This window comes from Austwickia sp., from assembly GCA_016699675.1.
Classification (GTDB): Bacteria; Actinomycetota; Actinomycetes; order Actinomycetales; family Dermatophilaceae; genus Austwickia.
Genome location: CP064985.1, coordinates 2,551,872 through 2,575,003, shown reverse-complemented (window position 1 = coordinate 2,575,003; position 23,132 = coordinate 2,551,872). Strand labels below are relative to the sequence as shown.

At 72.8% G+C, this 23,132-nt stretch carries 18 protein-coding genes, 1 tRNA gene and 2 pseudogenes; 12 read left to right on the top strand and 9 right to left on the bottom strand.

Annotation, left to right across the window (positions count from 1 at the left end):
- The first annotated feature begins 161 nt into the window (after nucleotides 1-161).
- Nucleotides 162-1,958 carry a molybdopterin-dependent oxidoreductase gene (locus IPK37_11835; protein ID QQR99686.1) on the top strand — a complete coding sequence of 599 codons (1,797 nt, stop codon included), beginning with the start codon at nucleotides 162-164 and terminating at the stop codon, nucleotides 1,956-1,958.
- On the opposite strand, the gene IPK37_11830 is transcribed toward IPK37_11835, so the two are convergent.
- The 3 genes and pseudogenes from IPK37_11830 to IPK37_11820 all read right to left on the bottom strand — a co-directional run bounded on the left by IPK37_11830 (nucleotide 1,946) and on the right by IPK37_11820 (nucleotide 3,280).
- Entirely contained in the window at nucleotides 1,946-2,347 is a 402-nt protein-coding gene (locus IPK37_11830; protein ID QQR99685.1) for a transposase, read from the bottom strand. The two genes, IPK37_11835 and IPK37_11830, sit on opposite strands and share 13 nt — an antisense overlap.
- 16 nt (nucleotides 2,348-2,363) lie before the next feature.
- A pseudogene (locus IPK37_11825) lies at nucleotides 2,364-2,795 on the bottom strand (DDE-type integrase/transposase/recombinase).
- Between the two features lie 197 nt (nucleotides 2,796-2,992).
- The gene (locus IPK37_11820; GenBank protein QQR99684.1) at nucleotides 2,993-3,280 is read right to left on the bottom strand and encodes a hypothetical protein; all 288 of its coding nucleotides are present in this window, start codon (nucleotides 3,278-3,280) and stop codon (nucleotides 2,993-2,995) included.
- Between IPK37_11820 and IPK37_11815 the strand changes: the two genes are divergently transcribed.
- The 4 genes from IPK37_11815 (at nucleotide 3,206) to IPK37_11800 (ending at nucleotide 8,965) form a co-directional block, all read left to right on the top strand.
- Nucleotides 3,206-5,089, top strand: coding sequence for a molybdopterin-dependent oxidoreductase (locus tag IPK37_11815; GenBank protein ID QQR99683.1), 1,884 nt, complete (start codon nucleotides 3,206-3,208; stop codon nucleotides 5,087-5,089). The genes IPK37_11820 and IPK37_11815 overlap by 75 nt on opposite strands.
- The gene (locus IPK37_11810; GenBank protein QQR99682.1) at nucleotides 5,086-6,315 is read left to right on the top strand and encodes a 4Fe-4S dicluster domain-containing protein; all 1,230 of its coding nucleotides are present in this window, start codon (nucleotides 5,086-5,088) and stop codon (nucleotides 6,313-6,315) included. Before IPK37_11815 ends, IPK37_11810 begins: the two co-directional genes overlap by 4 nt.
- A 218-nt stretch (nucleotides 6,316-6,533) precedes the next feature.
- Nucleotides 6,534-7,577, top strand: coding sequence for a polysulfide reductase NrfD (gene nrfD, locus IPK37_11805; GenBank protein QQS02839.1), 1,044 nt, complete (start codon nucleotides 6,534-6,536; stop codon nucleotides 7,575-7,577).
- Nucleotides 7,574-8,965, top strand: a complete 1,392-nt coding sequence (locus tag IPK37_11800; protein ID QQR99681.1) for an OFA family MFS transporter — start codon at nucleotides 7,574-7,576, stop codon at nucleotides 8,963-8,965. Before nrfD ends, IPK37_11800 begins: the two co-directional genes overlap by 4 nt.
- 813 nt (nucleotides 8,966-9,778) lie before the next feature.
- On the opposite strand, the gene IPK37_11795 is transcribed toward IPK37_11800, so the two are convergent.
- The 3 genes from IPK37_11795 to selD form a co-directional block, all read right to left on the bottom strand.
- Entirely contained in the window at nucleotides 9,779-10,726 is a 948-nt protein-coding gene (locus IPK37_11795) for a hypothetical protein (protein QQR99680.1), read from the bottom strand.
- Nucleotides 10,727-11,120: 394 nt separating this feature from the next.
- Nucleotides 11,121-11,720, bottom strand: a complete 600-nt coding sequence (locus IPK37_11790) for a CHAP domain-containing protein (GenBank protein ID QQR99679.1) — start codon at nucleotides 11,718-11,720, stop codon at nucleotides 11,121-11,123.
- Between the two features lie 101 nt (nucleotides 11,721-11,821).
- Nucleotides 11,822-12,859, bottom strand: coding sequence for a selenide, water dikinase SelD (gene selD, locus IPK37_11785; protein QQR99678.1), 1,038 nt, complete (start codon nucleotides 12,857-12,859; stop codon nucleotides 11,822-11,824).
- Nucleotides 12,860-12,962: 103 nt separating this feature from the next.
- Here selD and IPK37_11780 point away from each other — a divergent pair.
- Nucleotides 12,963-13,058: transfer RNA gene (locus IPK37_11780), tRNA-Sec, on the top strand.
- A gap of 736 nt (nucleotides 13,059-13,794) precedes the next feature.
- On the opposite strand, the pseudogene IPK37_11775 reads toward IPK37_11780, so the two are convergent.
- Both IPK37_11775 and IPK37_11770 read right to left on the bottom strand, forming a co-directional pair.
- Nucleotides 13,795-13,983, bottom strand: a pseudogene (locus tag IPK37_11775) (MerR family transcriptional regulator).
- 181 nt (nucleotides 13,984-14,164) lie between these two features.
- Nucleotides 14,165-14,767 (bottom strand): DUF402 domain-containing protein, encoded by a 603-nt coding sequence (locus IPK37_11770; protein ID QQR99677.1) that lies wholly within the window; start codon nucleotides 14,765-14,767, stop codon nucleotides 14,165-14,167.
- Nucleotides 14,768-14,816: 49 nt separating this feature from the next.
- Between IPK37_11770 and IPK37_11765 the strand changes: the two genes are divergently transcribed.
- The 6 genes from IPK37_11765 to IPK37_11740 all read left to right on the top strand — a co-directional run bounded on the left by IPK37_11765 (nucleotide 14,817) and on the right by IPK37_11740 (nucleotide 22,579).
- Complete coding sequence (locus tag IPK37_11765; protein QQR99676.1) at nucleotides 14,817-16,277, top strand: L-seryl-tRNA(Sec) selenium transferase; 1,461 nt, start codon at nucleotides 14,817-14,819, stop codon at nucleotides 16,275-16,277.
- Nucleotides 16,277-18,085 (top strand): selenocysteine-specific translation elongation factor, encoded by a 1,809-nt coding sequence (selB, locus tag IPK37_11760; GenBank protein QQR99675.1) that lies wholly within the window; start codon nucleotides 16,277-16,279, stop codon nucleotides 18,083-18,085. The genes IPK37_11765 and selB overlap by 1 nt, the downstream gene beginning before the upstream one ends.
- A gap of 59 nt (nucleotides 18,086-18,144) precedes the next feature.
- Complete coding sequence (locus IPK37_11755; protein QQR99674.1) at nucleotides 18,145-18,801, top strand: maleylpyruvate isomerase N-terminal domain-containing protein; 657 nt, start codon at nucleotides 18,145-18,147, stop codon at nucleotides 18,799-18,801.
- 227 nt (nucleotides 18,802-19,028) lie between these two features.
- The gene (locus IPK37_11750) at nucleotides 19,029-20,519 is read left to right on the top strand and encodes a glutamate--cysteine ligase (protein QQR99673.1); all 1,491 of its coding nucleotides are present in this window, start codon (nucleotides 19,029-19,031) and stop codon (nucleotides 20,517-20,519) included.
- 22 nt (nucleotides 20,520-20,541) lie between these two features.
- Nucleotides 20,542-21,363, top strand: a complete 822-nt coding sequence (locus IPK37_11745) for a class II glutamine amidotransferase (protein QQR99672.1) — start codon at nucleotides 20,542-20,544, stop codon at nucleotides 21,361-21,363.
- A 70-nt stretch (nucleotides 21,364-21,433) separates the two neighbouring features.
- On the top strand, nucleotides 21,434-22,579 hold the full coding sequence (locus IPK37_11740) for an acyl-CoA dehydrogenase family protein (protein QQR99671.1): 1,146 nt from the start codon (nucleotides 21,434-21,436) through the stop codon (nucleotides 22,577-22,579).
- A 75-nt stretch (nucleotides 22,580-22,654) separates the two neighbouring features.
- Here IPK37_11740 and IPK37_11735 read toward each other — a convergent pair whose 3' ends face one another.
- Nucleotides 22,655-23,062 carry a DUF4870 domain-containing protein gene (locus IPK37_11735; GenBank protein ID QQS02838.1) on the bottom strand — a complete coding sequence of 136 codons (408 nt, stop codon included), beginning with the start codon at nucleotides 23,060-23,062 and terminating at the stop codon, nucleotides 22,655-22,657.
- Nucleotides 23,063-23,132 lie beyond the last annotated feature (70 nt).

Sequence of the window (23,132 nt, the reverse complement as noted above, 5' to 3'; positions counted from 1 at the left end):
GGGACCGCACGCAGCGAGTCGACGCGCGGCGCTGATCGCTTCGCCGAGACGTCACGCGTGGCCAGGGTTTAGGCTCTGTGACACGGGCCACGTGAAGCCATCCGCGCAGGCCGGGGAGCCTCCATCCGGGCATCCTCAGACGTACTCCGCAAGGAGGGGACATGGCACGACTGTTCCTCGATTGGCCCGTGATGCGGCAGCTCCGCACCGGCGACTTCCTGGGCCGCGGTCCGGCCGTCCAGTCGCAGCGCACCCGCGACTGGACCGCCCGCACGAAGACCGCCGACCGCGTAGTGAAGTCCGTCTGCCCGTACTGCGCCGTCGGCTGTGGCCAGCGCATCTACGTCAAGAACGAGCGGATCGTCCAGATCGAGGGCGACCCGGACTCCCCCGTCAGCCGCGGCCGGCTCTGCCCCAAGGGCAGCGCCTCCGAGCAGCTGGTCAACTCCCCCCAGCGCGCGACCAAGGTCCTCTACCGGCGACCGTACGCGACCGACTGGGAGAGCCTGGACCTCGACGTCGCGACCGACATGATCGCCGACCGGGTCATCGAGACGCGGCGCCGGACCTGGCAGGACCACGACGCCAAGGGCCGCAAGCTGAACCGCACGATGGGCATCGCCTCCCTCGGCGGGGCCGCGCTGGACAACGAGGAGAACTACCTCATCAAGAAGCTGTTCACCTCGCTGGGAGCGGTGCAGATCGAGAACCAGGCGCGTATTTGACACAGCGCCACGGTCCCCAGTCTGGGGGCCTCGTTCGGGCGTGGCGGGGCCACGCAGTTCGTGCAGGACATGGCGAACAGTGACTGCATCGTCATCCAGGGCTCCAACATGGCCGAATGCCATCCGGTGGCCTACCAATGGGTGACCGAGGCGAAGATGCGCGGCGCAACCGTGATCCACGTGGACCCGCGGTTCACGCGGACCTCGGCGACGGCGACCAAGCACGTCCCGATCCGGGTCGGTTCGGACATCGTCTTCCTCGGCGCCCTCATCCGGCACGTGCTCGAGAACGAGCTCTACTTCCGCGAGTACGTCGTCGCCTACACCAACGCCGCCACGCTGATCAGCGAGGACTTCCGCGACACCGAGGACCTGGACGGGATCTTCTCGGGCTACGACGCGAAGACCGGCGCCTATGACCTGCGCAGTTGGGCGTACGCCGAGGCCGATGGCGGCGACGGGCCGGCCGATGACGCCGACCCGCGGGACGGCGGGGCCACTGAAGGCGACGGCGGGGTCGGCGAGGCCGGGCCCGAGGAGCACGGCGCGGACAAGGCGGACCGGGCGGCCGGCGACGAGCACGGCTCGGGCGGGCCGGCGTTGGAGCACGCCGAGGTCCTCCGGGACGAGACCCTGCAGGACCCCCGCACGGTCTTCCAGATCCTGCGGCGGCACTACGCCCGCTACACCCCTGAGCTGGTCGAGCAGTTGTGCGGCATCAGCCAGGAGGACTTCCGGTACGTCGCCGAGGCGATCACGGCCAACTCGGGTCGGGACCGGACGACGTGCTTCGCGTACGCCGTGGGCTGGACCCAGCACAGCCTGGGCGCGCAATACATCCGCACGGCGGCGATCCTGCAGCTCCTGCTGGGCAACATGGGCCGGCCGGGCGGCGGGATCATGGCGCTGCGCGGGCACGCCAGCATCCAGGGCAGCACGGACATCCCGACGCTCTTCAACCTCCTGCCGGGCTACCTGCCCATGCCGGTGGCAGGGACGCACGACACGCTGGGCGACTACCTCGACGCGGTCTTCAGCCCGCAGCAGAAGGGTTTCTGGACCGGGGCCCCGGCGTACTTCACCTCCCTCATGAAGTCCTACTGGGGCGACGCGGCGACGAAGGAGAACGACTGGGCCTTCGACTACCTGCCGCGGCTGACCGGCAGCCACAACACCTACGCCACGGCGATGGCCATCGCTGGACGACGAGGCGGTGATTGTCAACGGCGGTGAGACCACTGGTCAGGATTTCTGTGTCTGTGTCTCCTTGGGGTCGGTGGTGGTGATGTGGCGGGGGGCTGGTTGATCCAGGCCTCGGCGGGAGGTGCTGGCGCGAGGGGTGACCGGGTAAATCGGTGCGGATTGGTGGCGTATGCGGCGTTCAGTGTTTGTTGGCGCAGGTATTGGATGTGGGGCCAGGTGCCGTTGTGCACGCTGGCCGGTGTGTAGAACTTCAACCCGGAATGGTAGTGGTGGTTGTTGTAGTATTCTCGGAGGTCGTCGAGGAATTCTTGTGACTCCTTGATGGAGTCGAAGGAACCGGGATAGGCCGGGCAGTATTTCGTGGTCTTGAACAGCGCTTCGGAGTACGGGTTGTCGTTCGAGACACGCGGCCGGGACAACGACCGGGTGATCCCGGAGCCGTTCGTAGAGATCAGTGACAGTTCCTGCGATCATCGCGGAACCGTTGTCTGAGTGAATCATCGCTGGAATGACACCGGCGAATCCTTCGATGCAGGCTGTGATGAATTCCTCGACGTACTCTTCCCGGGGCCCGGGGTATGACCGTGCGGCGGGCATCAGTCGGGAAAAGATGTCGATCATCATGAATCCGTAGTAGTAGTGGCCGCGGGGGGGACCAAGGAATGCAGTGATGTCCCAAGAAGCGACCTGGCACGGTCCGGTCGCGTGCAAGTGGGGCACCGCCCGCAGGGGTGCTTGGCCTGGGGTCGGCGCTCGGTGAGCAGGTCCGCGGCGGCCAGGACGCGGTACATGGTCCGTGGGGAGGCTAGGTAGCAGCCGCGCTCCAGCAGCGTGTAGTAGACCTGGACCGGTGCCTTGTCGACGAATTCTGCACTGGTCAAGACCTCGATGATCTGGTCACGTTCCTGCCGGGGCCAGCGCATTATGCGTCGGCCGGGGTAACGCCGGACCATGATGGAGTCGTTGAGGTTGCGCGACGCGGTATTTCCCGGCCCGAGACAACCCCACCAACTCACAGGCTGCCCGTGTGGATAGGTCGCCAGCGAGGTCATCCACGCAGGATGTTAACGCCGTCCGGACCTGGTCATGAGCGCCGAGCTCTCGGAGATCTGCTCCAAGAGCTCGAACGCTTTTCCCAGGGTCGCCACCGTCCGCTGAGAAGCCGCCAGCTCCGCCTCCAAAGCAGACACCCGATTCTGCAACGTGGCGACCCGGTCGGCGCGTTTGCGCTGCGCCCGCGCAGCCTCACGCTCGGGCTGGGCACGCCACTTGGTGATATGACTGGAATACAACCCATGCCCGCGCAGAAAAGCGCCCTTCTTCCCTTCCGGGGTGGCATCGTAGTCCCGCACAAACTCAGCCTTTTGGGCAGCTGTGAACACGCGTCGCTGGGGGCGAGCAGGCTGGGCCGGACGGTCGGCCTGAGTCATGGTCATGGCAAGTCCTCACGGGTCGTGCCCTCCACGGTCCTACACAACTTTCGAACCGAGTGGTCTCACCCCAGGCTGGCACGGAGGGAGGTCGAGGGCTACTTCCTGCTGGGTCAGAACCCGACCGTCGGGTCGAGCCACGGCCGGCTCCAGCGGATGGCGATGAGCCACCTGAAGTGGCTGGTCGTGCGGGACCTCAACCTCATCGAGTCCGCCACGTACTGGAAGGACGGGCCCGAGATCGCGACGGGCGAGCTGCGCACGCAGGACATCGGCACCGAGGTGTTCTTCCTGCCCGCGGCGAGCCACGCCGAGAAGGACGGCACGTTCACCCAGACGCAGCGCATGCTGCAGTGGCACGAGCAGGCGGTCCGCCCGCCGGGTCAGGCCCGCAGCGACCTGCACTTCTTCCACGAGCTCGGCAAGAAGATCCGGGCCAAGCTGGCCGACTCCACCGACCCGTGCGACCGGCCCATCCTCGACCTGGCCTGGGACTACCCCGAGGGCGTCGACGGAGAGCCGAGCGCGGAGGCCGTCCTCAAAGAGGTCAACGGCATGCATCTGACCGGGGAGAGGGCCGGCCAGATGCTGTCCTCCTTCGTGGAGATGAAGGACGACGGCTCCACGAGCGGCGGCTGCTGGATCTACGCGGGCGTCTTCGCCGGCGGCGTCAACATGGCCGCCCGCAAGAAGCCCGACGCCGAGCAGTCCTGGGTCGCGCCCGAGTGGGGCTGGGCGTGGCCGATGAACCGCCGGATCCTCTACAACCGCGCCTCGGCCGACCCCGACGGCAAGCCGTGGAGCGAGCGCAAGGCCTACGTCTGGTGGGACGAGAAGGCCGGGAAGTGGACCGGCCACGACGTACCGGACTTCCCGGTCGACAAGGCCCCCTCCTACCGGCCGGAGCCGGGCACGGGCGGCCCGAAGGGGCTCGCCGGCGACGACCCGTTCATCATGCAGTCCGACGGCAAGGGCTGGCTGTTCGCGCCGAAGGGCATGGTCGACGGTCCGCTGCCGACGCACTACGAGGCGCAGGAGTCGCCGGTCGAGAACGTGCTCTACGACCAGCAGGCGAGCCCGGCGCGCCGGGTCTACCCGCGCAAGGACAACCTCTCGGCGCCCAGCGCCGGCGAGGCCGGGACGGGGGTCTATCCGTTCGTGTTCACGACGTACCGGCTCACCGAGCACCACACCGCGGGCGGGATGAGCCGCTGGCTGCCCTACCTCGCGGAGCTGCAGCCGGAGTTCTTCTGCGAGGTCAGCCCGGAACTGGCCGCGCAGCAGGGGCTGGTGAACGGCGGGTGGGCGACGATCGTCAGCCCGCGGGCGGCGATCGAGGCGCGGGTGCTGGTCACCGAGCGGATGACGCCGCTGGTCGTCAACGGCCGGACGGTGCACCAGATTGGCATCCCGTACCACTGGGGCGTCGGCGGCAAGGGTGCCGTCGTCGAGGGCGACGGCGCCAATGACCTGCTCGGCATCACGCTGGACCCGAACGTGGCCATCCAGGAGAGCAAGGTCGCCAGCTGCGACATCGTGCCGGGTCGGCGCCCGCGCGGGGAGGCGCTCGTGCACCTCGTGCAGGACTACCAGTCCCGCGCCGGGCTGAGCGCGATGACGGGCAACGAGCTGCGTACGCCGGGGGCGAGCCCGCACTCCGGCGAGCCCCGCGGCGACGGCCCCCAGGAGACCGAGGAGAAGATGCACGCCGACGAGGGAGAAGAGCGATGAGCTTCTGGCGCCATCAGCTCTCCGGGCCCACCGACCCGGCCCGCGACGCCGGCTGGAACGACCCGCCGGCCCGCAAGGGGTTCTTCACGGACACCTCGATCTGCATCGGCTGCAAGGCCTGCGAGGTGGCCTGCAAGGAGTGGAATCAGCTCCCGATGGATCGCCTCGGGATGACCGGGGCGAGCTACGACAACTCCATCGGGCTCGGGGCGTCCACGTGGCGGCACGTCGCCTTCATCGAGCAGACCAGCGAGCGGATCGAGGCGGCCCGGGAATCCGGACGCGCGCTCATCGACCTCGGCATGCCCGCGCTGCGGACGTCGGCGCCCCAGCCGGCCATCCTCCCGCGGGCCACGGCCCAGGACGCGAGCCGCGCCCAGCCGCAGGGGATCACGCTCACCGGCCCCGGCACCTCGGCGGCCAGCGAGGTCGGGGTGGCCCCGACGGGTACGGCGGCGCTGGGTACCGATCCGGCCGTCGAGTCGGGGGTCGATCCTGGCGTCGTCGGGCCGGGGGTGGTCGACCTCGTCGCCGCCCAGGAGGCTGCGCTGGCGGCGGCCGCGACCGGTACCCTCCCGGACTTCCGGTGGCTGATCGCCTCGGACGTCTGCAAGCACTGCACCCACGCGGCCTGCCTCGACGTGTGCCCGACGGGATCGCTGTTCCGCAGCGAGTACGGCACGGTCGTCGTCCAGGACGAGATCTGCAACGGGTGCGGCTATTGCGTCGCGGCCTGCCCCTTCGGCGTGATCGAGCGCCGCGAGGACGCCGGGGCCGGCACGATCAGCGGCGTGGCCCGGGCGGGCTCCGGCTCAGCGTCCGACGGCACGGTGGCCACCCGCGCCGACACGGGCATCGCCCAGAAGTGCACGCTCTGTTACGACCGGCTGCACGCCGACGCGATGCCCGCCTGCGCACAGGCCTGCCCGACCACGTCGATCCAGTTCGGCGACCTGGAGGACATGCGGCGCCGGGCCGGCGAACGCCTGGCGGTGCTGCACGCCAACGGGTTCACCGAGGCGCGGCTCTACGGCGCCAACCCCGACGACGGGGTCGGCGGCACCGGATCGATCTTCCTGCTGCTCGATGAGCCCGAGGTCTACGGTCTGCCGCCGGACCCGGTGGTCACGACGCACGACCTGCCGGACATCTTCCGCAAGGCCGGGTACGCCGGCCTGACCATGCTGGCCGGCGCGGCCCTGAGCTTCCTGGGGAGGCACCCCTGATGACCGGCCCCGACACCGGCGACCGCGGCCTGCCGCACTCCATCGCCCCCGAGCAGGGCCGGCCCGAGGCGCCGTACGACGGGCGCCCAGTGCACCGCGTGGATACCTCGGGCGATCTCAACCGGCTCGACCCCTCGCTGGGCCGGCGCAGGCCGAAGGGCCGGCGCCGCAAGGAATCGGGGGTGGCGGCCGCGCGGCGCCGCGGCGGCGAGGAGGTCATGGTCCCCGACGCGAAGTTCGCCAGCTACTACGGGCGCAACATCGTCAAGCCGGCGCCGTGGGGGCACGAGATCCCGACGTACCTCTTCCTCGGCGGCCTCGCCGCCGGCTCCGCGCTGGTCGCGGCGGGCGGGGAGATGACGGGCCGCCGCGAGCTGCAGCGCAACGGCCGCCTCGTCGCGCTCGGCGCCCTGGGCGGATCGACGATCGCGTTGGTCTCCGACCTCGGCAAGCCGAGCCGGTTCTACAACATGATGCGCACGGTGAAGCTGACCTCGCCGATGAGCGTGGGGTCCTGGATCCTCGCCGGGTTCGGGGCGTTCACCGGGGTGGCGGCGTTCTCCGAGGTGATGAAGGAGGTCCTGCCGAACGAGGGGCGGGACCTGCCGATGGCGTGGTTCTGGCCGTACGGCGACCGCCTGGCCTCGATCGGAGCGGGCTTCTTCTCGGCGCCCTTGGCGGCGTACACGGCCGTGCTGCTGTCGGACACGGCGACCCCGACCTGGCACGCGGCGTACCGGGAGCTGCCGTTCGTGTTCGTCGGCTCCGCGCTCGCGGCGGCGGGCGGGGCGGCGATGGCGACCACCGGTACGGCGGAAACGGCACCGGCCCGGCGGATGGCGATCGGCGGGGCGCTCCTGGAGTCGGCCGCGATGGCCCTGCTGGAACGGCAGATCGGGGTGCCGGGTGAGACCCTGCACGAGGGTCGCGCCGGGCGGCTGCTGACCGCGGCGAAGGCCCTGACGGCCGGGGGCGCGGCGCTCACGCTCGTGGCCGGGCGGTGGCGGCCGGCTGCGGCGCTCGCCGGGGCCGCCCTGCTCGCCGGGTCGGCCGCCACGCGATTCGGGGTGTTCGAGGCGGGCATCGAGTCCGCCAAGGACCCGCGCTACACCGTCATCCCCCAGAAGCAGCGGCTCGCGGCCCGTCGCGCGCAGGCCGCCCTCGACGCCGTCAGCGACGCCACCGGGCTGCCGACCGCGGCCGCGCTGGCCCGCGAGGCGCATCACGATCCGCACGGCAGCACGATGAAAGGCCAGGCATGACCGACAACGACTCGCCCGTTTTCTCCGGGCCGCCGGACCGCGCTGCTGGCGGCGGCGCTGCCGGGACTGCCAGCTCGGGCGCTGGCCCGCAGGCCGGCGCGAACGCGGGTCCCGAGCCCGGCGCGAACCGCTGGCTGATCCTTGCCGGCGGCGTGCTGGTCCAACTGGCGATCGGCGGCGTCTACGCGTGGAGCACCTTCTCCAGCGCGTTCCAGGCCAAGGAGTCGTCGCTGCGGCTGAGCGCGGTCGAGGCGTCGCTGCCGTTCCAGGTCTGCATCGCCATGATCTTCATCGCGGCGTTCATCGGGGGCCGCATTCAGGACCGCCGCGGCCCGCGGATGGTCGCGCTGACCGGCGTCGTCATCTACGCGATCGGCATCCTGCTCAGCTCGTTCGCCCGGGACGCCGGCCAGCTCTGGCTGCTGGTGCTCGGGTACGGCGTGATCAGCGGGTTCGGGCTGGGCATGGCGTACATCGTGCCGATCGCGATGCTGCAGAAGTGGTTCCCCGACAAGGCCGGGCTCATCACCGGGCTGGCCGTCGCGGGCTTCGGCTTCGGCGCGGTCATCACCTCGCCGCTGGCGCAGGCCCTCATCGACCAGGACAAGGCCCACCCGGCGGCGCCGTTCCTGCCGCTGGGCATCGCGTACCTGGTCGCCGGCGTGCTCGGCGCGATGATCTTCCGCAATCCCCCGGCGGGCTGGAGCCCGGCCGGTTTCGCCAAGAAGGCGGACCCCAGCAAGCCGGCCCAGACCGTGGCGCTGACCCGGGACTTCACCCAGCAGGAGGCGTTGCGGACTCCGCAGTGGTACCTGCTCACCGCCATCCTCGCCCTGTCCGTCACGGCGGGCATCTCGCTGATCTCGGTCGCCAAGGGCGCGGCCTCGAACGTGGCCGGCTACAACAGCACCGCCGCGGCTAGCCTCGTCGGGATCATGGGCCTGTTCAACGGCGGTGGCCGCATCCTGTGGGCGTGGGTCTCCGACCGGGTCGGCAAGATGCCGGCGTTCGTGGGCATCCTGGCGATTCAGGGCGTCTGCCTGCTGCTCCTGCCGCGGGTCGGCGGCAGCGCGGCGATGTTCGCGATCCTGGCGGCGATCATCTACACCTGCTACGGCGGTGGCTTCGGCGCGATGCCGTCGACGGCAGGGAAGTTCTTCGGCCTGAAGAACGCGGGCGGCATCTACGGCCTGATGCTGGTGGCCTGGTCCATCGGCGGCGTGGTCGGCCCGCTGATCACGTCCTGGCTCGTCGGCGACTCGAAGAACTACACGCTCGCGTTCACGGTGATCGGCGTGATCGCGCTGGTCGGGGCCGCGATTCCGCTCATCACCAAGCCGCCGCGGCAGCGGACGACGATCGACGACGCCCCTCACCCGAGCGTCTGACGCGTCCGGTCCCCGCGCCGGCCTGCGGCGTCCTATTCGCGCGTCGGTCTCCGCCGAAAGCGGGTCTTCGCCACGCCGGGGCGCGACGTACCGGCCTGCCGCTGCCCACGCGGCGCCCCTAGCCTCGTGGGCAGCCGTCAGGACACGTTCCCCGCTGTGACCACGACCGGAACCATGTCCTGACACCTGCCCACTTCAAACCAACCCGCCGGCACGAACGCTAGAACGACCGTCGGCGCCGCAGTGCCCCCAGCGTCTGACCTCGTTGCGGCCTGCCGCGGCGCGCCGCGCCCGCCTCTGTCGTAGCGCACTGTGCCCGCGCCGGCCTGCGGCGTACCCGCCTGCCGCTACCCACCAGGCCGCTTCACCCCTGTGGACAGCGGTCAGGACACATTCCCCGCTGTGACCACAACCAGAACCATGTCCTGACACCTGCCCACACTGAACCGCGGACCGGGCGATTACCGCGCCGGCGTCCAGGCCGGTTCGCCAGCGTCAGCGTTCGACGTACCGGCCTGCCGCGGCGCGCCGTGCCCGCCTCTGCCGTAGCTCATTGCGCCCCTTCCGGCCTGCGGCGTACCGGCCTGCCGCTGCCCACGCGGCGCTCCTAGCCTCGTGGGCAGCTGTCAGGACACGTTCCCCGCTGTGACCACGACCAAAGCCATGTCCTGACACCTACCCACACCCAAACCCCGCCCGGACGCTGGATGACCGTGCGCTCGCAGCCGCCCGGTCTAGCCGCTGCCGTCACCGCGCAGTCTTCACGCGCCGTCGACAGCCGCCGGATGGGCGCTGCATCCACGCCCGCAAGGTTCAACGCAGCGACTGTCGCGTCGCCACCACCGGCGGCCGCCAGCCCGAGGCACGGGCCGTCCGGTAGGTCTGCTCGATCCTGCGCAGCACCCCCAGCGGGTCCCGTTCGAGGGATTCGGGGGTGAGCTGCAGGACCCGTACGCCGTGAGCCACGAGGTCGCCGTCCCGCTCGACGGTGCCGGCCCACCGGCTCCCGTCGTGGTACCTGCGCGAATGAACCATGACCGCCAGCGCCACGTCATCGAACCAGCCGTCCGGGGTAAGCAGCGGTTCGCCCGCCTGCGAGCGCAAGCGCGGGTTGCACCACATCTCCGGCAGCTCCCGACTGCGCGCCACCAGCCGCTGCAGTCCCGCCTCCGGGAGCGACCAGGCGCCGGCGGCCGCGGCGCGCAGCGCCCGCTCCGTCACCGCGGACCATCGTGCACCGAGGGCGCTGTTCAGGGAGGCAAGGTCGTCAAGCCGCGCCACTCCCCGCTGCACCGCCTCGATCACCAGCGCCTCGGCCTGTTCCTGTCCCCAGGCCGCACGCGTCGCGTCGACGACGGCTCGGGCCGGCGAAGCCAGGCTGACGGCGCCGCTGTGATGCTCCTCGTAGGGCACCCGCGTGCGTCGGACCCGCACCCATCGCATGTCCCGAGTGCTCCGTGACCGCGGGACGATAACCTGCACGACACCGCCGTCGTCAGCGTGCTCGAGCCCGTACCACGACGCCGCGCTCATCCCCGTGACCACCGCACCCTCGCCCGCGTAGAGCACTGCGGCGATCAGCCGCTGCTCGCGCGTCAGCGGGTTGCGCACGACGTGAATCACCTTGGGCAGCACGGCGTGCCAGTGGCGCGCGAGCCCCCAGCGGATGGCGGCGTCCGTGAGACCCGCGGCGCGGGCTTGGTCGTACGTCGCGAGGTCGCGCTGCCGGTCCAACAGCGCGGCGAGGGTGGGTGGTCGCATGGGGCCAGTCAAGGCGTCGGACGAGGCGGTCCGCTCCACACGCCGTACGTCGTGTGGACAACCACCCCTTGTGGACAACGCAGCGCTCCGACCACCCACCGCCCTGGCAACCGTCTTGACGGCCAACCGCTCTGAAGCCCAACCGATCCGACGACCGCCCGTGCCGGCGACCCGCCCCGGCCGCCCCCGGGTACTGAGCCCAGCGTGGACAGCTGTCAGGACACGTTCCGCGCTGTGAGCACAACCAGAACCATGTCCTGACAGGTGTCCGCAATCGTGTGAGGCGGCCGACCCGCCCCAAGCGAGGCGTACGAGGGCGACCACCGCCGGGTCAGGTCCGGGGCCGGTGCGCGCCCGGCCCGCTGTCCCGTCGCCGACCGGGCTCAACCGCGGGTCAGCGGACGCCGTACCCCACCAGCCCCAGCCCCGGCTCCACCCGGTGCTCCGAGACCCGGATGCCACCCGGCTCGTTGCCGCCGATCGTCGTGAGCGTGCCGTCGGTGAGCGCGAGCACGAAGTTGGTGTGCTGCCCGAAGGGCGACGGCTCGGCGTACACCGCGATGTCGCCGAGCTTCGGCGCGAAGCCGGACCCGGCCGCCCGCCACGTGCCGGCCGCCTGCAGCGCCTCCTGCATCGTGGCCACGCCGGGGATCCGCCGGGCGCCGGAGTTGGGGTTGCGCAGCGGCGCCCCGGCCTCCTTCGCCACCCAGCTCACGAAGTCGCCGCACCAGGGTTCGTCGACGCCCTGCGCGTACGTCGTGCCTGGCCGGTTCGCGGCGTACTCCGCCTTCGCGACCCGCAGGAATGCCTGCTGCCGCGGGGTCGTCGCGGCCGCGTCGAGGTCGGGAAAGGTACGTCGGGTGCCGGCGCCACCGACGCCCGGCAGCGAACCGCCGATGCCGCCGCCGGGGTCGGCCGAGCAGGCAGCGACCCCCGACGCCAGCGCCAGCGCGCCACAGACGGCGAGCAGCGCGACGCGGCGACGTACGGTCATGAATCCATGGTGACAGCCCCACCCGGCCCGCGACGGGACCGGCACCAACGGCGACGCCACCCGCCCTCGGGCGACGCCACCCGCGCGCGGCGACGCCCCCGTCAGCGGCGCAGGGCCACCAACGCATCCCCCGGACCTGTCGCAACGACCTGCCCGATGACCGGCGCGCCCGGAATCTCGCCGACCACGAGCAGGCCGCCCGAGGTCTGCGCGTCGGCGAGTACCAGCAGGTCCTCCTCGTCGACCCCGTCCCCGACGGCCAGCCGCGGCCGCACCCAGTCCAGGTTGCGCCGCGAGCCGCCGGGCACGAAACCGTCCCGGTAGGCCTCCCGCGCCCCGGCGAGCACGGGGACGGCGCTCACGTCGAGCACGGCCGACGTCCCCGAGGCCCGCATCATCTTCACGAGGTGGCCGAGCAGCCCGAACCCGGTGACGTCGGTCGCCGCCCGCACCCCCGCGGCGAGCGCTGCCCGCGACGCCTCGTCGTTGAGGGCCGTCATCGAGGCGACGGCCTCCTCGAATCGTTCCCCGGTGGCCTTGTGGCGGTTGTTGAGCAGGCCGACGCCGATCGGCTTGGTCAGCGACAGCGGCAGCCCGGGCCGCGCGGCGTCGTTGCGCAGCAGGCAATCCGGGTCGGCGAGGCCGGTGACCGCCATCCCGTACAGCGGCTCGGGAGACGCGATCGAATGCCCGCCGGCGAGCGGACAACCGGCCGCTCGAGCCCCGTCCAGCCCGCCCCGGAGCACCTCGCGCAGCAGCTCGTCGGGCAGCACCTCGACGGGCCAGCCGACCAGGTTGATGGCGGCGATGGGCCGCCCACCCATGGCGTACACGTCCGAGAGCGCATTGGCGGCAGCGATGCGCCCCCACGTGTACGCGTCGTCGACCATCGGGGTGAAGAAGTCGGCCGTGGACAGGATCGCCACCGCGTCCCGACCCGCAGCGCCCGCCGTATCCCCGGCGTCGCCCGGCGTGATCCGGACGGCGCACGCGTCGTCCCCGTCGTCCAGGCCGACGAGCAGGTCGGGATGATCGAGGCCCCGCAGGTCGCGGACCAGGTCCTCCAGTTGGCCGGCGGGCAGCTTGCAGGCGCACCCGCCACCCGCGGCGTACTGGGTGAGGCGAATCGGCTCGGGCATGGCCCGACCGTAGACCACCGCCCCGCCGGCCGCTCCCCGGCCGCTCCTCGGCCCCTCCGCGGCCCCTCCGCGGCCCGGGGCGTGGTGGGCTACCCTGCCCGGTGGAGGCGTCTGGGTTCCTGGTGGTCCCCCCGGTCTTCAAAACCGGTGAAGCCGAGCATCTCGGTTTGGCGGGTTCGATTCCCGTCCGCCTCCGCCACCACCGCCCCGTCCGCCCCGGTGTTGGCCTGCGGCAACCGGTCGAACGCCAGCGACAGCGCGAGCGCGTCCGCCGCGGTGCCCAGGTGGTGCCCCAGGGTCCGAACGGGCGGGGTGAGCAGGTGCTGGTAGCGGCCGCCCACATGCACGGTGAGGCCTTGCACCGCGCCCATCAGCCGCTCGGCCAGCCGCGCCGACCGCACCGCATCCTGCGGCCGCGGCACGGTGAGCACCACATGCCGGGCCCGGGCTCCGCGGGCGAGCGACTCCCAGTCCGCGTCGGGGACGCCGCCGCCGAGGAACGACGACGGTACGCCGGCCCGGGCGAGCAACCCGGCGAAGGCCAGAGCCCCGAGGTCGTGGCTCACGCCGCAGCCCACGCCGACGATCACCGGCGGGGCGCCGGGCGGCAGGCCTCGCAGGGCGTCGTCGAGGTCGGCCAGGAGGCGGCCGCGGGTCAGGTCCACCGCGACCTGGGTGTGGGCGGCGCTGAGCTCGCCGCGCTCATGGGCCTCCCCCAGCGCGGCGAGGGCCGGCATCAGCCAGCCGTCGGCCACGCCGTCCGGCCCGTAACAGCCCCACGCCGCGTCGAGGACCTCCACGAGACAAGGGGCATCCAGGCGCACCACCGCCGCGACGAAGGTCGTCGTGAGGTCGTCGGGGTTCCCCTCCCGCATGGGCGCCGCCGGAGGGGACCCGGTGGCGCGTTGCGCGCGTCCCTTGGCCTCGACCGCCGCCTCCGCCGGCTGCCAGCCGACCTCGACGAGGGAGGCCATCGCGGCAAGGCTGCGCAGGTCCTCCTCGCGGTACCGGGTCTGGCCCCCCGCCGTACGGCGTGGCGCGACCAGGTCGTACGACCGTTCCCAGTCGCGGATCGTTTCCTGGCACAGACCCATCAGATCGGCGGCGGTGGCGATCGAGTACATCGGGCTCCTCGCGGTCAACCCCGGGCAGGCGACGTCGACCCCCGGGAGTGCTCCCCCTCTAGACCGGGGCCACGAGCTGCGGTGACCCCCTCTTTCGAGGATGCGACGCGCTCGCTGCGAGCGCAACGCCGCTGAGCGGCAACAGCTCTGGGACGGCGTCGGGACGGCTCTGGGATGGCGCTCACGGCGTGGGCGGAGGTGGGATCGAAGGCCCGGCCTCCGAGTGGGCTGCACAGTGGCGCAGCCAAGCCTGGCCAACCCCTCCGAACGGCTCCACACCCCCGCGGACCTGGGCGAAGATCCGGTCGGCCGTCGCCCGCGTGGCCGCCACGAGGTCGGCCGGATAGCCGAATCGGACCTGGTGATCGGCGAACTCGTCCTCGTCGTCGATGTAACACTCGCCGGTGAACCGGCGCACCACGTCCAGGTCCAGGTCCGCGCAGGTCATCCGCAGACCCGGCCCACGGGACGTCGTCACCTCGACCCACCGCGGCTGGTCGGTGATGTCCACGTAGGTGCCCGCCCCCAGCGGCCCGCCGGGCTCGTTGAACGTGGCCACCCAGGCGCCCTCGGCGGGGACCAGCGTCACCCAGTGCACGCCGGGGTCGATGACCCGGCCGATGCGGCGACACAGGTCGCCCGGGCGCCCGCCGAGCCACACGCCGTACGCGTCGACGCCCAGCACCACCAGGTCGTACTCCCAGTGCGGGCTCCCGTCGTACTTCGTGAACCGCAGCTCCACCGGCGTGCCGGCCGCGGGTGCGTTCGCCAGGCCGTCGTCCATGGGTCGCCTCTCGTCGCGGGGTCGGAGTTGTCAGCCTAGAGTCGGCGCCATGGGCAGGGACACGACGGCCGGGCGGGACGACCGGCAGCCCGGGCAGGACCCCCGGCGACGGATCCCGCGCACCGATGATCTGCTCGCCGACGCGGGGCTCGCGCAGCTCGCGCGGACGTCGGGGACCGGCCTCGTCAAGGCGGCCATCGCGGCCGCCCAGGAGGAGGCCCGGAGCGGCGCCCTGGCGCCGGAGGAGGTCCGCGACCGCGCGGTGGCGCTGGCCGGCACGGCGCCGTACCGGCCGAGCCGAGCGCGTCGCGCCCTCAACGCGACCGGGGTCGTCGTGCATACCAACCTGGGGAGGGCGCCGCTGTCCGCAGCGGCGCGGGCGGCGGCCGCGGAGGCGAGCGGGTACGTCGACGTCGAGTACGACGCGGCCACCGGCGGGCGCGGCGTCCGAGGTCAGGGCACCGTCTCGGCCGTGCTGGAGGCCTGCCCGGCCGCAGAGGCGGCGCTGATCGTCAACAACGGAGCCGCGGCCCTGTCGCTGGCGGTGACGGCGCTTGCTGCGGGCAGCAGCGTGCTCGTCTCGCGGGGGGAACTGGTCGAGATCGGCGACGGCTTCCGGCTGCCCGACCTGATCGCCTCGACGGGAGTGCGCATCGCCGAGGTCGGGACGACGAACCGCACCCGCCTGACCGACTATGCGTCGGCCCTCGACCGGGACCCGGGCGGCGTCGGCGCCCTGCTCAAGATCCACCCCAGCAACTTCCGGGTCGAGGGCTTCACCGCCGAGGCCGGCGTCGAAGAGCTGGCCGAACTCGGCCGGGCTCGCGGCCTGCCGCTGGTCGTCGACATCGGCAGCGGCCTGCTGCACCCCGACCCCGCGCTGCCGGCGGAGCCGGACGCCACGACCGCGCTGGCCGCGGGGGCTGACCTCGTCACCTGCTCGGGCGACAAGCTCCTCGGCGGACCCCAGGCCGGCCTCGTCCTCGGCCGCACCGACCTCGTGGCCCGGCTGCGCCGGCACCCGCTGCAGCGCGCCTTCCGCGTCGACAAGCTCACGCTGGCCGCGCTGGAGGCCACGCTGCGCGGGCCCGAGCCACCGGTAACGACGTACCGTCGGCGCACCCCCGACGACCTGCGCATCCTCGCCGAGGACCTCGCGGCGCGCGTCGCCGCCGCCACGCCGGAGCTGGCCCCGAGCGTCGTCCCCGCCGCCGGCCGCATCGGCGGGGGCGGGGCACCCGGCGTCGAGCTGACCGGCTGGGCCGTCGCGCTCCCCGTCGCGTTCGCCGCAGAGCTGCGCGCCGGCGACCCCCTCGTCGTGGCGCGGGTCGAGGCGGGCCGCTGCCTGCTGGACCCCCGCTGCCTGGAGCAAGCAGAGCTTGGCGACGTCGCCGCAGCCGTGGCTGCCGCGACGGAGCGGCTGGGCCGCCCGAGTCGCACCGACGTCCCGGGGACGCCGGCGACGCCCGGCTCAGCCGGAACGCCGCGCTCACCCGGAACGCCGGCGTGATGGACGTCATCGCCACCGCGGGCCACGTCGACCACGGCAAGTCGACCCTCGTCCGCGGGCTCACCGGGATCGAGCCGGACCGCTGGGAGCAGGAGCGCCGGCGGGGGCTGACGATCGACCTCGGGTACGCGTGGACCGAACTGCCCGGCGGCCGCACAGTCGCCTTCGTCGACGTACCCGGCCACCGACGGTTCATCGGCAACATGCTGGCCGGCCTCGGCCCCGCGCCGGCGGTCATGTTCGTCGTGGCGGCCGACGAGGGCTGGCGCCCGCAGTCCGCGGAGCACCTCGCGGCCTGCGACGCGCTCGCCCTCAGGCACGGTCTCCTCGTCGTCACCCGCGCCGACCTGGCGGGTCCGGAGCGGACCGCGGGCACCCTCGCCGACGCCCGGTCCCGTCTGGCTCGGTCGTCGCTGGGCGAGGTGCGCGCGGTTGCCTGTTCTGCGCGCACCGGCGCCGGACTCGACGACGTGCGCGCCGGGCTGGCGGCCCTGATCGAGGACCTGCCCCGTCCGGATCCCGCCGCCCGGCTGCGGATGTGGATCGACCGGTCCTTCACGATCAAGGGCGCCGGCACCGTCGTGACGGGGACGCTCGCCGAGGGCGCCGTCGCGGTGGGCGACGACCTCGTGCTGGCCACGGCGACCGACGGCCCGCGCCGGGTGCGCGTCCGCGGCCTGCAGGCGCTGGAGCGCCACCGCGACCGGGTCGAGCCCACGGCGCGCGTCGCGGTCAATCTGCGGGGGGTAGACGCCGGTGAGGTCCGTCGCGGCGACGCGCTGCTCGCCCCGGCGGCGTGGCGGTTGGCCGACGCGCTCGACGTACGGCTGTCGCGGCCCGCGAGCGACCTGCCCGAGCGGATCACGCTGCACGTCGGCACCGCCGCGCTCCCCGTGCGGGTGCGTCCCCTCGCCGACCGGGCCGCCCGCCTGACGTTGCCGCGGCCCCTGCCCCTGACCGTCGGGGACCGTGCCCTGCTGCGCGACCCCGGAGCCGGCAGCGGCCCGGACGTCGCGGCCGAGGCCATCACCGGCCTGCTCGTCGTCGATGCCGATCCGCCGGAGCTGCGGCGCCGGGGGGCCGGGGCCCGCCGGGGCGCGACGGTGGCCGCCGCGCCCGCGCGGCTTGACTTGGTCGCCGAGGTCGCCCGGCGCGGGCACCTCGCCGTCGCCGACGCGGTCGGGCTGGGACTGCCGGATGCGCCGGAACCGCCTGAGGGGGTACGTCGGGTGGCCGACCGCTACGTCGCCACCGGCACGTGGGCAACCTGGGTCGACGCCCTACGGACCGCGGTGGCCGCGCGGGCCGCCAGCCACCCGCTGGACCCCCGGCTCACGTTCGAGGCGGCCCGCGCGGCCGTCGGGCTGCCGGATCTGCGGCTGGTCCCCGAGGTGGCCCGCGCCGCCGGCCTCGACTCCGCAGGTGGCCGCGTCGCCCTGCCGGACCAGGGCACGGATCTCGGGCCGGCCGAGGCGGGGCTGCGCCGCATCGAGGACCGGCTCACCGCGACGCCCTTCGTCGCCCCCGAAGCGGCCGAGCTGGCCGAGGCGGGCCTGGGCCCGCGGGAGCTCGCCGCCGCCGCCCGGGTGGGCCGGCTGCTGCGCCTGCCCGGCGACGTCGTGCTGCGACCGGTCGCCCCGGCGCAGGCCATGCGGGTGCTCGCCGGGGTGCCGCAGCCGTTCACGCTGTCCGAGGCCCGCGTGGCGCTGGGGACGACGCGCCGCGTCGCCGTACCGCTGCTCGAGCACCTCGACGCCCGCGGTTGGACCCGGCGGGTGGACGGACAACGACGCGAGGTGGTCCGCTGAGGCGGCCCCGACATTCCGCTGCGCCCCCGTCGGCGGCGCGTGCCCGATAGGTTGCCGGGGTGGCCGATACCGCTCTGCTCCGCGCCGCGTACGGACCCTGGCTGCGCCTCGCAGGCGGCCTGGATGAGGCGACCGGATGGCACCCGACGCGGCTGCCTGGCTGGACCGTGCGAGACCTGCTCCTGCACCTGTCGACGGACTGCCAACGGGCGCTGGTCGCGCTCTTCACGCCGGCCCACGCCGCGGCCGACACCGACGAGGTCAGCTACTGGCGGTCCTGGCAGCCCGGCGGCGACGAGACCCAGAGCGGCCTGCGCGGCACACGGATCATGGCGAGCGCCTGGTCGCGGGCGACGGGCCCGGCCGACCAGTTCGCCGGCACCGCCCGGGCGCTGCTGACCGCCCTGGATCGGGCCGACCCCGACGAGGTGATCTGCACCCAGGGGCACGCGCTGACGGTGGCGGGCCTCGCGCACACCCTGGCGGTCGAGGCGACGGTGCATCACGTGGACCTGGCGGACGCCACGGCCGAGACGCCCGACGACCGGTGCCTGGGCGAGGTGCGGCGCGTCGTCGAGGCGCTGCTCGGCTGCCAGTTCCCCCGGGACTGGACCGACGAGCGCTGCTTGCTGCTCGGCACCGGACGGCAGGAGCCCACCGACGCCGAGACCACGGCGCTCGGCGCCGTCGCGGATCGCCTCCCCGCGTTCGGCTAGGGCCCCACGACCTTCAGCCCGGGTAACCCGTGAACTGACTGGGGCGTTATGCGACCCCGGGCACGCATAACGCCCCAGTCACACGTTCGACCGGCCGGGCTCACCTGCGGGTCGCCGCACCGACACCGCGTTACCGCGTGACAACGCCGCGGCAACACGCCGGAAACGTCGCGTTCTTACCGTGATTCGCACGCGTCGGCGATCGCCGGCGACCGAGAGGAGTCACGATGACCACAATCGGACCCCCGCGGACCGTCGATCACCCGGCGGTCCCTTCATCCGCGACGACCCCGCCCCTGCGCTCCGTCGGCGTACTACGAAGCCTCGGCGTCGAAGAGGAGTTCCACCTCGTCGACCTCGCCAGCCGCCGGGTCACCCCGCAGGCCGCTGAGCTGCTGCGGGCCCTCGACGGCGGCCCGTTCGTGCCGGAGATGAACTCCAGCATGATCGAGACCAACACCGACGTCGTCGTACGGCTCCCCGAGCTGCACCAGGAGCTCCTCGCTCGCCGCACGACGCTGCGGCGGGCTGCTCGGGACCTTGGCCTGGGCGTCCTGGCCGCGGGCACCGCGCCGCTCCTTGGCCCGACGGCGCCGCCCGTCACCGACCGCGCGCGCTACCGGTGGATGCGCAGTCAGTACGGCGTCCTCGCCGACGAGCAGCTGATCTGCGGCACCCAGGTTCACGTCGAGCTGCCGGATCGGGACGAGGCGCTGGCGGTGGCGGAGCTCGTGGCGCCGTACCTGCCCGTCCTCCTCGCGCTCAGCGCCAGCTCGCCGTACGACGCCCGCGGGCACGACACCGGCTACGCCAGCTCGCGCTCGCTGGTCTGGTCCCGCTGGCCCACGACGGGCCTGACCTCGGGGGCGACGACGGCGGGGGAGTACGACGCGCTCATCGCCGAACTCGCCCGCGCCGGCGTCGCGCTCGACGAGGGGATGATGTATTTCGACATCCGGCCGGCCCTCGTCGCTCCCACCCTGGAGCTGCGGATCTGCGACTCCTGCCCGTCCGTGGACACGATCGTGCTGATCGCCGGGCTGTTCCGGGCGCTGGTCGACCGCGCGGTCGCGGCCCGGCAGGCGGGCGCCGTGGCCGAGCCGCGCTCCCCCGTGCTGGCCCGGGCGGCCGTGTGGCGGGCGGCCCGCTCGGGGCTGTCCGGCGACCTCATGGACCCGGTCACGGGCTTCCCGCGGCCGGCGCGGGACGTCGTCACCGACCTGGTCCAGCTGCTCGAACCGCAGCTGCGGCGCACCGAGGACTGGTCGTACGTCCGCGGGCTCGCCCGAGCGACCCTCGCCTCCGGATCGTCGGCGGACCGGCAGCGACGCGCGTACGCCGTCCGGGGGCGCCTCGCCGACGTCGTGGACCAGGTCCTCGCCGAGACGGCCTCGGCCGGCCAGATCGGGATGCCGGGCACAACGACCGTGACGGGCGCGCCGAACCCGGGCGCGGACCCGACGAACGCGGCCGACCTGTCGGTGGGCCAGCCGGGACCCGTCGTCGCCTACGGCTGCCCCGTCGGCTGCGGCCGATTCGACGTCGTCATCCCCGCCACCGACGCCCCCACGCTGTTCCGCTGCCCGCGCTGCGGGGGCCCCGCGACACGCGCCGCCGCGGGCGAGCCCGCCGCGCTTCGAGAGGTGCCAGGATCGGCTCCTGGGCGGTTCGGCTGGCGACCCCGGCCGCCCGAGCGCCACCCGTCGGCGACCCACTGAGCAGCGAAGGACCCCACCTCTGATGTGCCGAATCCTTGCCTTCGCCTCGGCGGCTCCGCGCACGTTCGTCGACACCGTGGGAGCGGCGTCGTGCGCGGAGTTCCAGCGGCTGGCCCGGCTGCACGGCGACGGCTGGGGGGCGATGTGGCTGGCGCCGGGGTTGGGTGGCACGTCGCTGCGGCGGTTCCGGTCGGGGCACGGCGGCCTGCTCGACGAGGACCTCACAACGGCGCTGGGGGCGCCGGCGGCGTACGCCGGGGTGGCCCACCTGCGGATGGCGAGCGTCGGCACGGTCGACGTACGGAACACCCACCCGTTCCTGGACGGCTCCGTCGGGCTGGTGCACAACGGGAGCATCACCCCGGTGCGCCGGCTGCGGGAGATGTTGGACCCGCTGGCGGCGACGCGGGTGGCGGGCTCGACGGACAGCGAGGCCTACCTGGCGCTGGTGGCCGCGCGGGTGCGCGCAGGTGCCTCGCTGCCGGAGGCGGTCTGGGAGGTCGTGCCGCGGATCCGGGCCGCCTTCCCGGCGACCAGCCTCAACGCCGTCCTGCTCGACAAGCGCCATTTCGTGGTCGTGCACTCCTGGGCGGGCGCGGTGGTGCCGGTGGAGGAGTTCCACGGCCGGCTGGTCCCGGGTGAGACGATGCCGCCGCACCACGACGCGGACTACTACCGGCTGGGCCGGCGACGCCTCCCCGACGGCACCGTCGTGTTCGCCTCGTCGGGGCTGGAGGCGGATACCTGGGAGAAGGTGCCGCCCGAGTCGGTGACGGTCCTCGACCTGCGCACGATGGCCGAGTCCGTGCACGAGCTCGCCGGCTCGGAGTCGTCGGCCGCCTGAGGATGAACACGCGTTAACCGACCGGTGAGTACGCCCCCGCGCGCCCCCGCGTCCGGCTAAGGTGACCGCCATGCCCGCGACGCGACTGATGCCGACCGACGAGTCCCGCATGCTCATGGACATGGTGCGCGAGTTCTGCGACGAGCAGATGCGCCCCATCGTCGACCAGTACGAGGCCGAGGCCGCATTCCCCCGCGAGGTGTTCGCCCACCTCGGCGAGCTGGGTCTGCTCTCGCTGGCCTACCCCGAGCAGTACGGCGGGGGCGAGCAACCGTATGAGGTCTACCTGCAGGTCATCGAGGAGATCGCGAGCGCGTGGATGAGCGTCGCGGTGTGCACGTCCGTGCACTCGCTGACCTGCTTCCCGATGTACAACTTCGGCTCCCAGGCGCAGAAGGACCAGTGGCTGCCGGGGATGCTCAGCGGCACGCAACTGGGCGCCTACTGCCTGTCCGAGCCGCACGCCGGCTCCGACGTCGCCGCGATCTCGACGTACGCCACCATGGACGGCGACGCCTACGTCCTCACCGGCTCCAAGGCATGGATCTCCAGCGGCGGGCACGCCGACTTCTACACGGTCTTCGCCCGGACCAGCGACGACGGCCCCCGCGGGCTGTCCTGCTTCCACGTGCCCGCGGGCACCGAGGGCATGAGCTTCGCCCCGCCCGAGCGCAAGATGGGGCTCGACTCCGACACGGTCTGCGAGGTCATCTTCGACGGCGCCCGCGTCCCCGCCGACCAGCTCATCGGCGCCGAGGGCCAGGGCATGTCGATCGCGCTCGCCGCACTCGACAACGGCCGCCTCGGGATCGCCGCGGCCGCCACGGGGCTGGCCCAGTCGGCGCTCGATGCCTCGGTCGCCTACGCCAACGAGCGCGAGCAGTTCGGCAAGAAGATCGGCGAGTTCCAGGGGCTGGCGTTCCTGATCGCCGACATGGAGGCCGCGGTGACGAGCGCGCGGGCGACGTATCTGCACGCCGCCCGACTCAAGGACGCCGGCAAGCCGATGTCCAAGGAGGCCTCGGTCGCCAAGCTGCTGGCCACCGACGCGGCGATGAAGGTGACCACGGACGCCGTACAGGTCTTCGGCGGCGCCGGATACACGAAGGACTACCCGGTCGAGCGCTTCATGCGCGAGGCGAAGGTGACCCAGATCTTCGAGGGCACCAACCAGATCCAGCGCCTGGTCATCGGCCGCCACCTGCTCGGCCGCTGACGACGCTCGCAGACTCAAGACCCCAGGTGCGGGCCAGTCGCTGAGCGACCGGCCCGAACCTGAGCTGTTGTGGACTTACGACAGGATGCGGATGAACTGCATCGGGTAGCGGTACAGCTCCCCGCGGTTGGCGCGCACCGCGCCGATGATGTGGAAGACGATCTGGCCGATGGCGGAGATGGCCAGCAGGATGACTCCGGGGATGGCCAGGATCAGCGTGAAGATGCAGATCCAGCCGATGATCGAGAGCACCCACATCGACAGGTTGAAGTTGAACGCGCCGGCCGCGCTCTGCCGTACGAACGCGCTCTTGTCCTTGTGGATGAACCACAGGATGAGCGGGCCGACGAAGCTGAGCCAGCCGACGCTGACCACCATGGCGACCAGCGTCGACAGGTGGGCGAGCAGCGCCATCGAGCGCTCCTCGCTGCTCGGCGTGGGATGCGTGGGATAAGGCTGATAGCCGTGCTGCGGTCCGGGCATGGGGGCGGTCATGGTGCCTCCGGTGTCGCGGGTGGGATGAGCCGGGCGGTTCCCACCGTACGGCGTACGC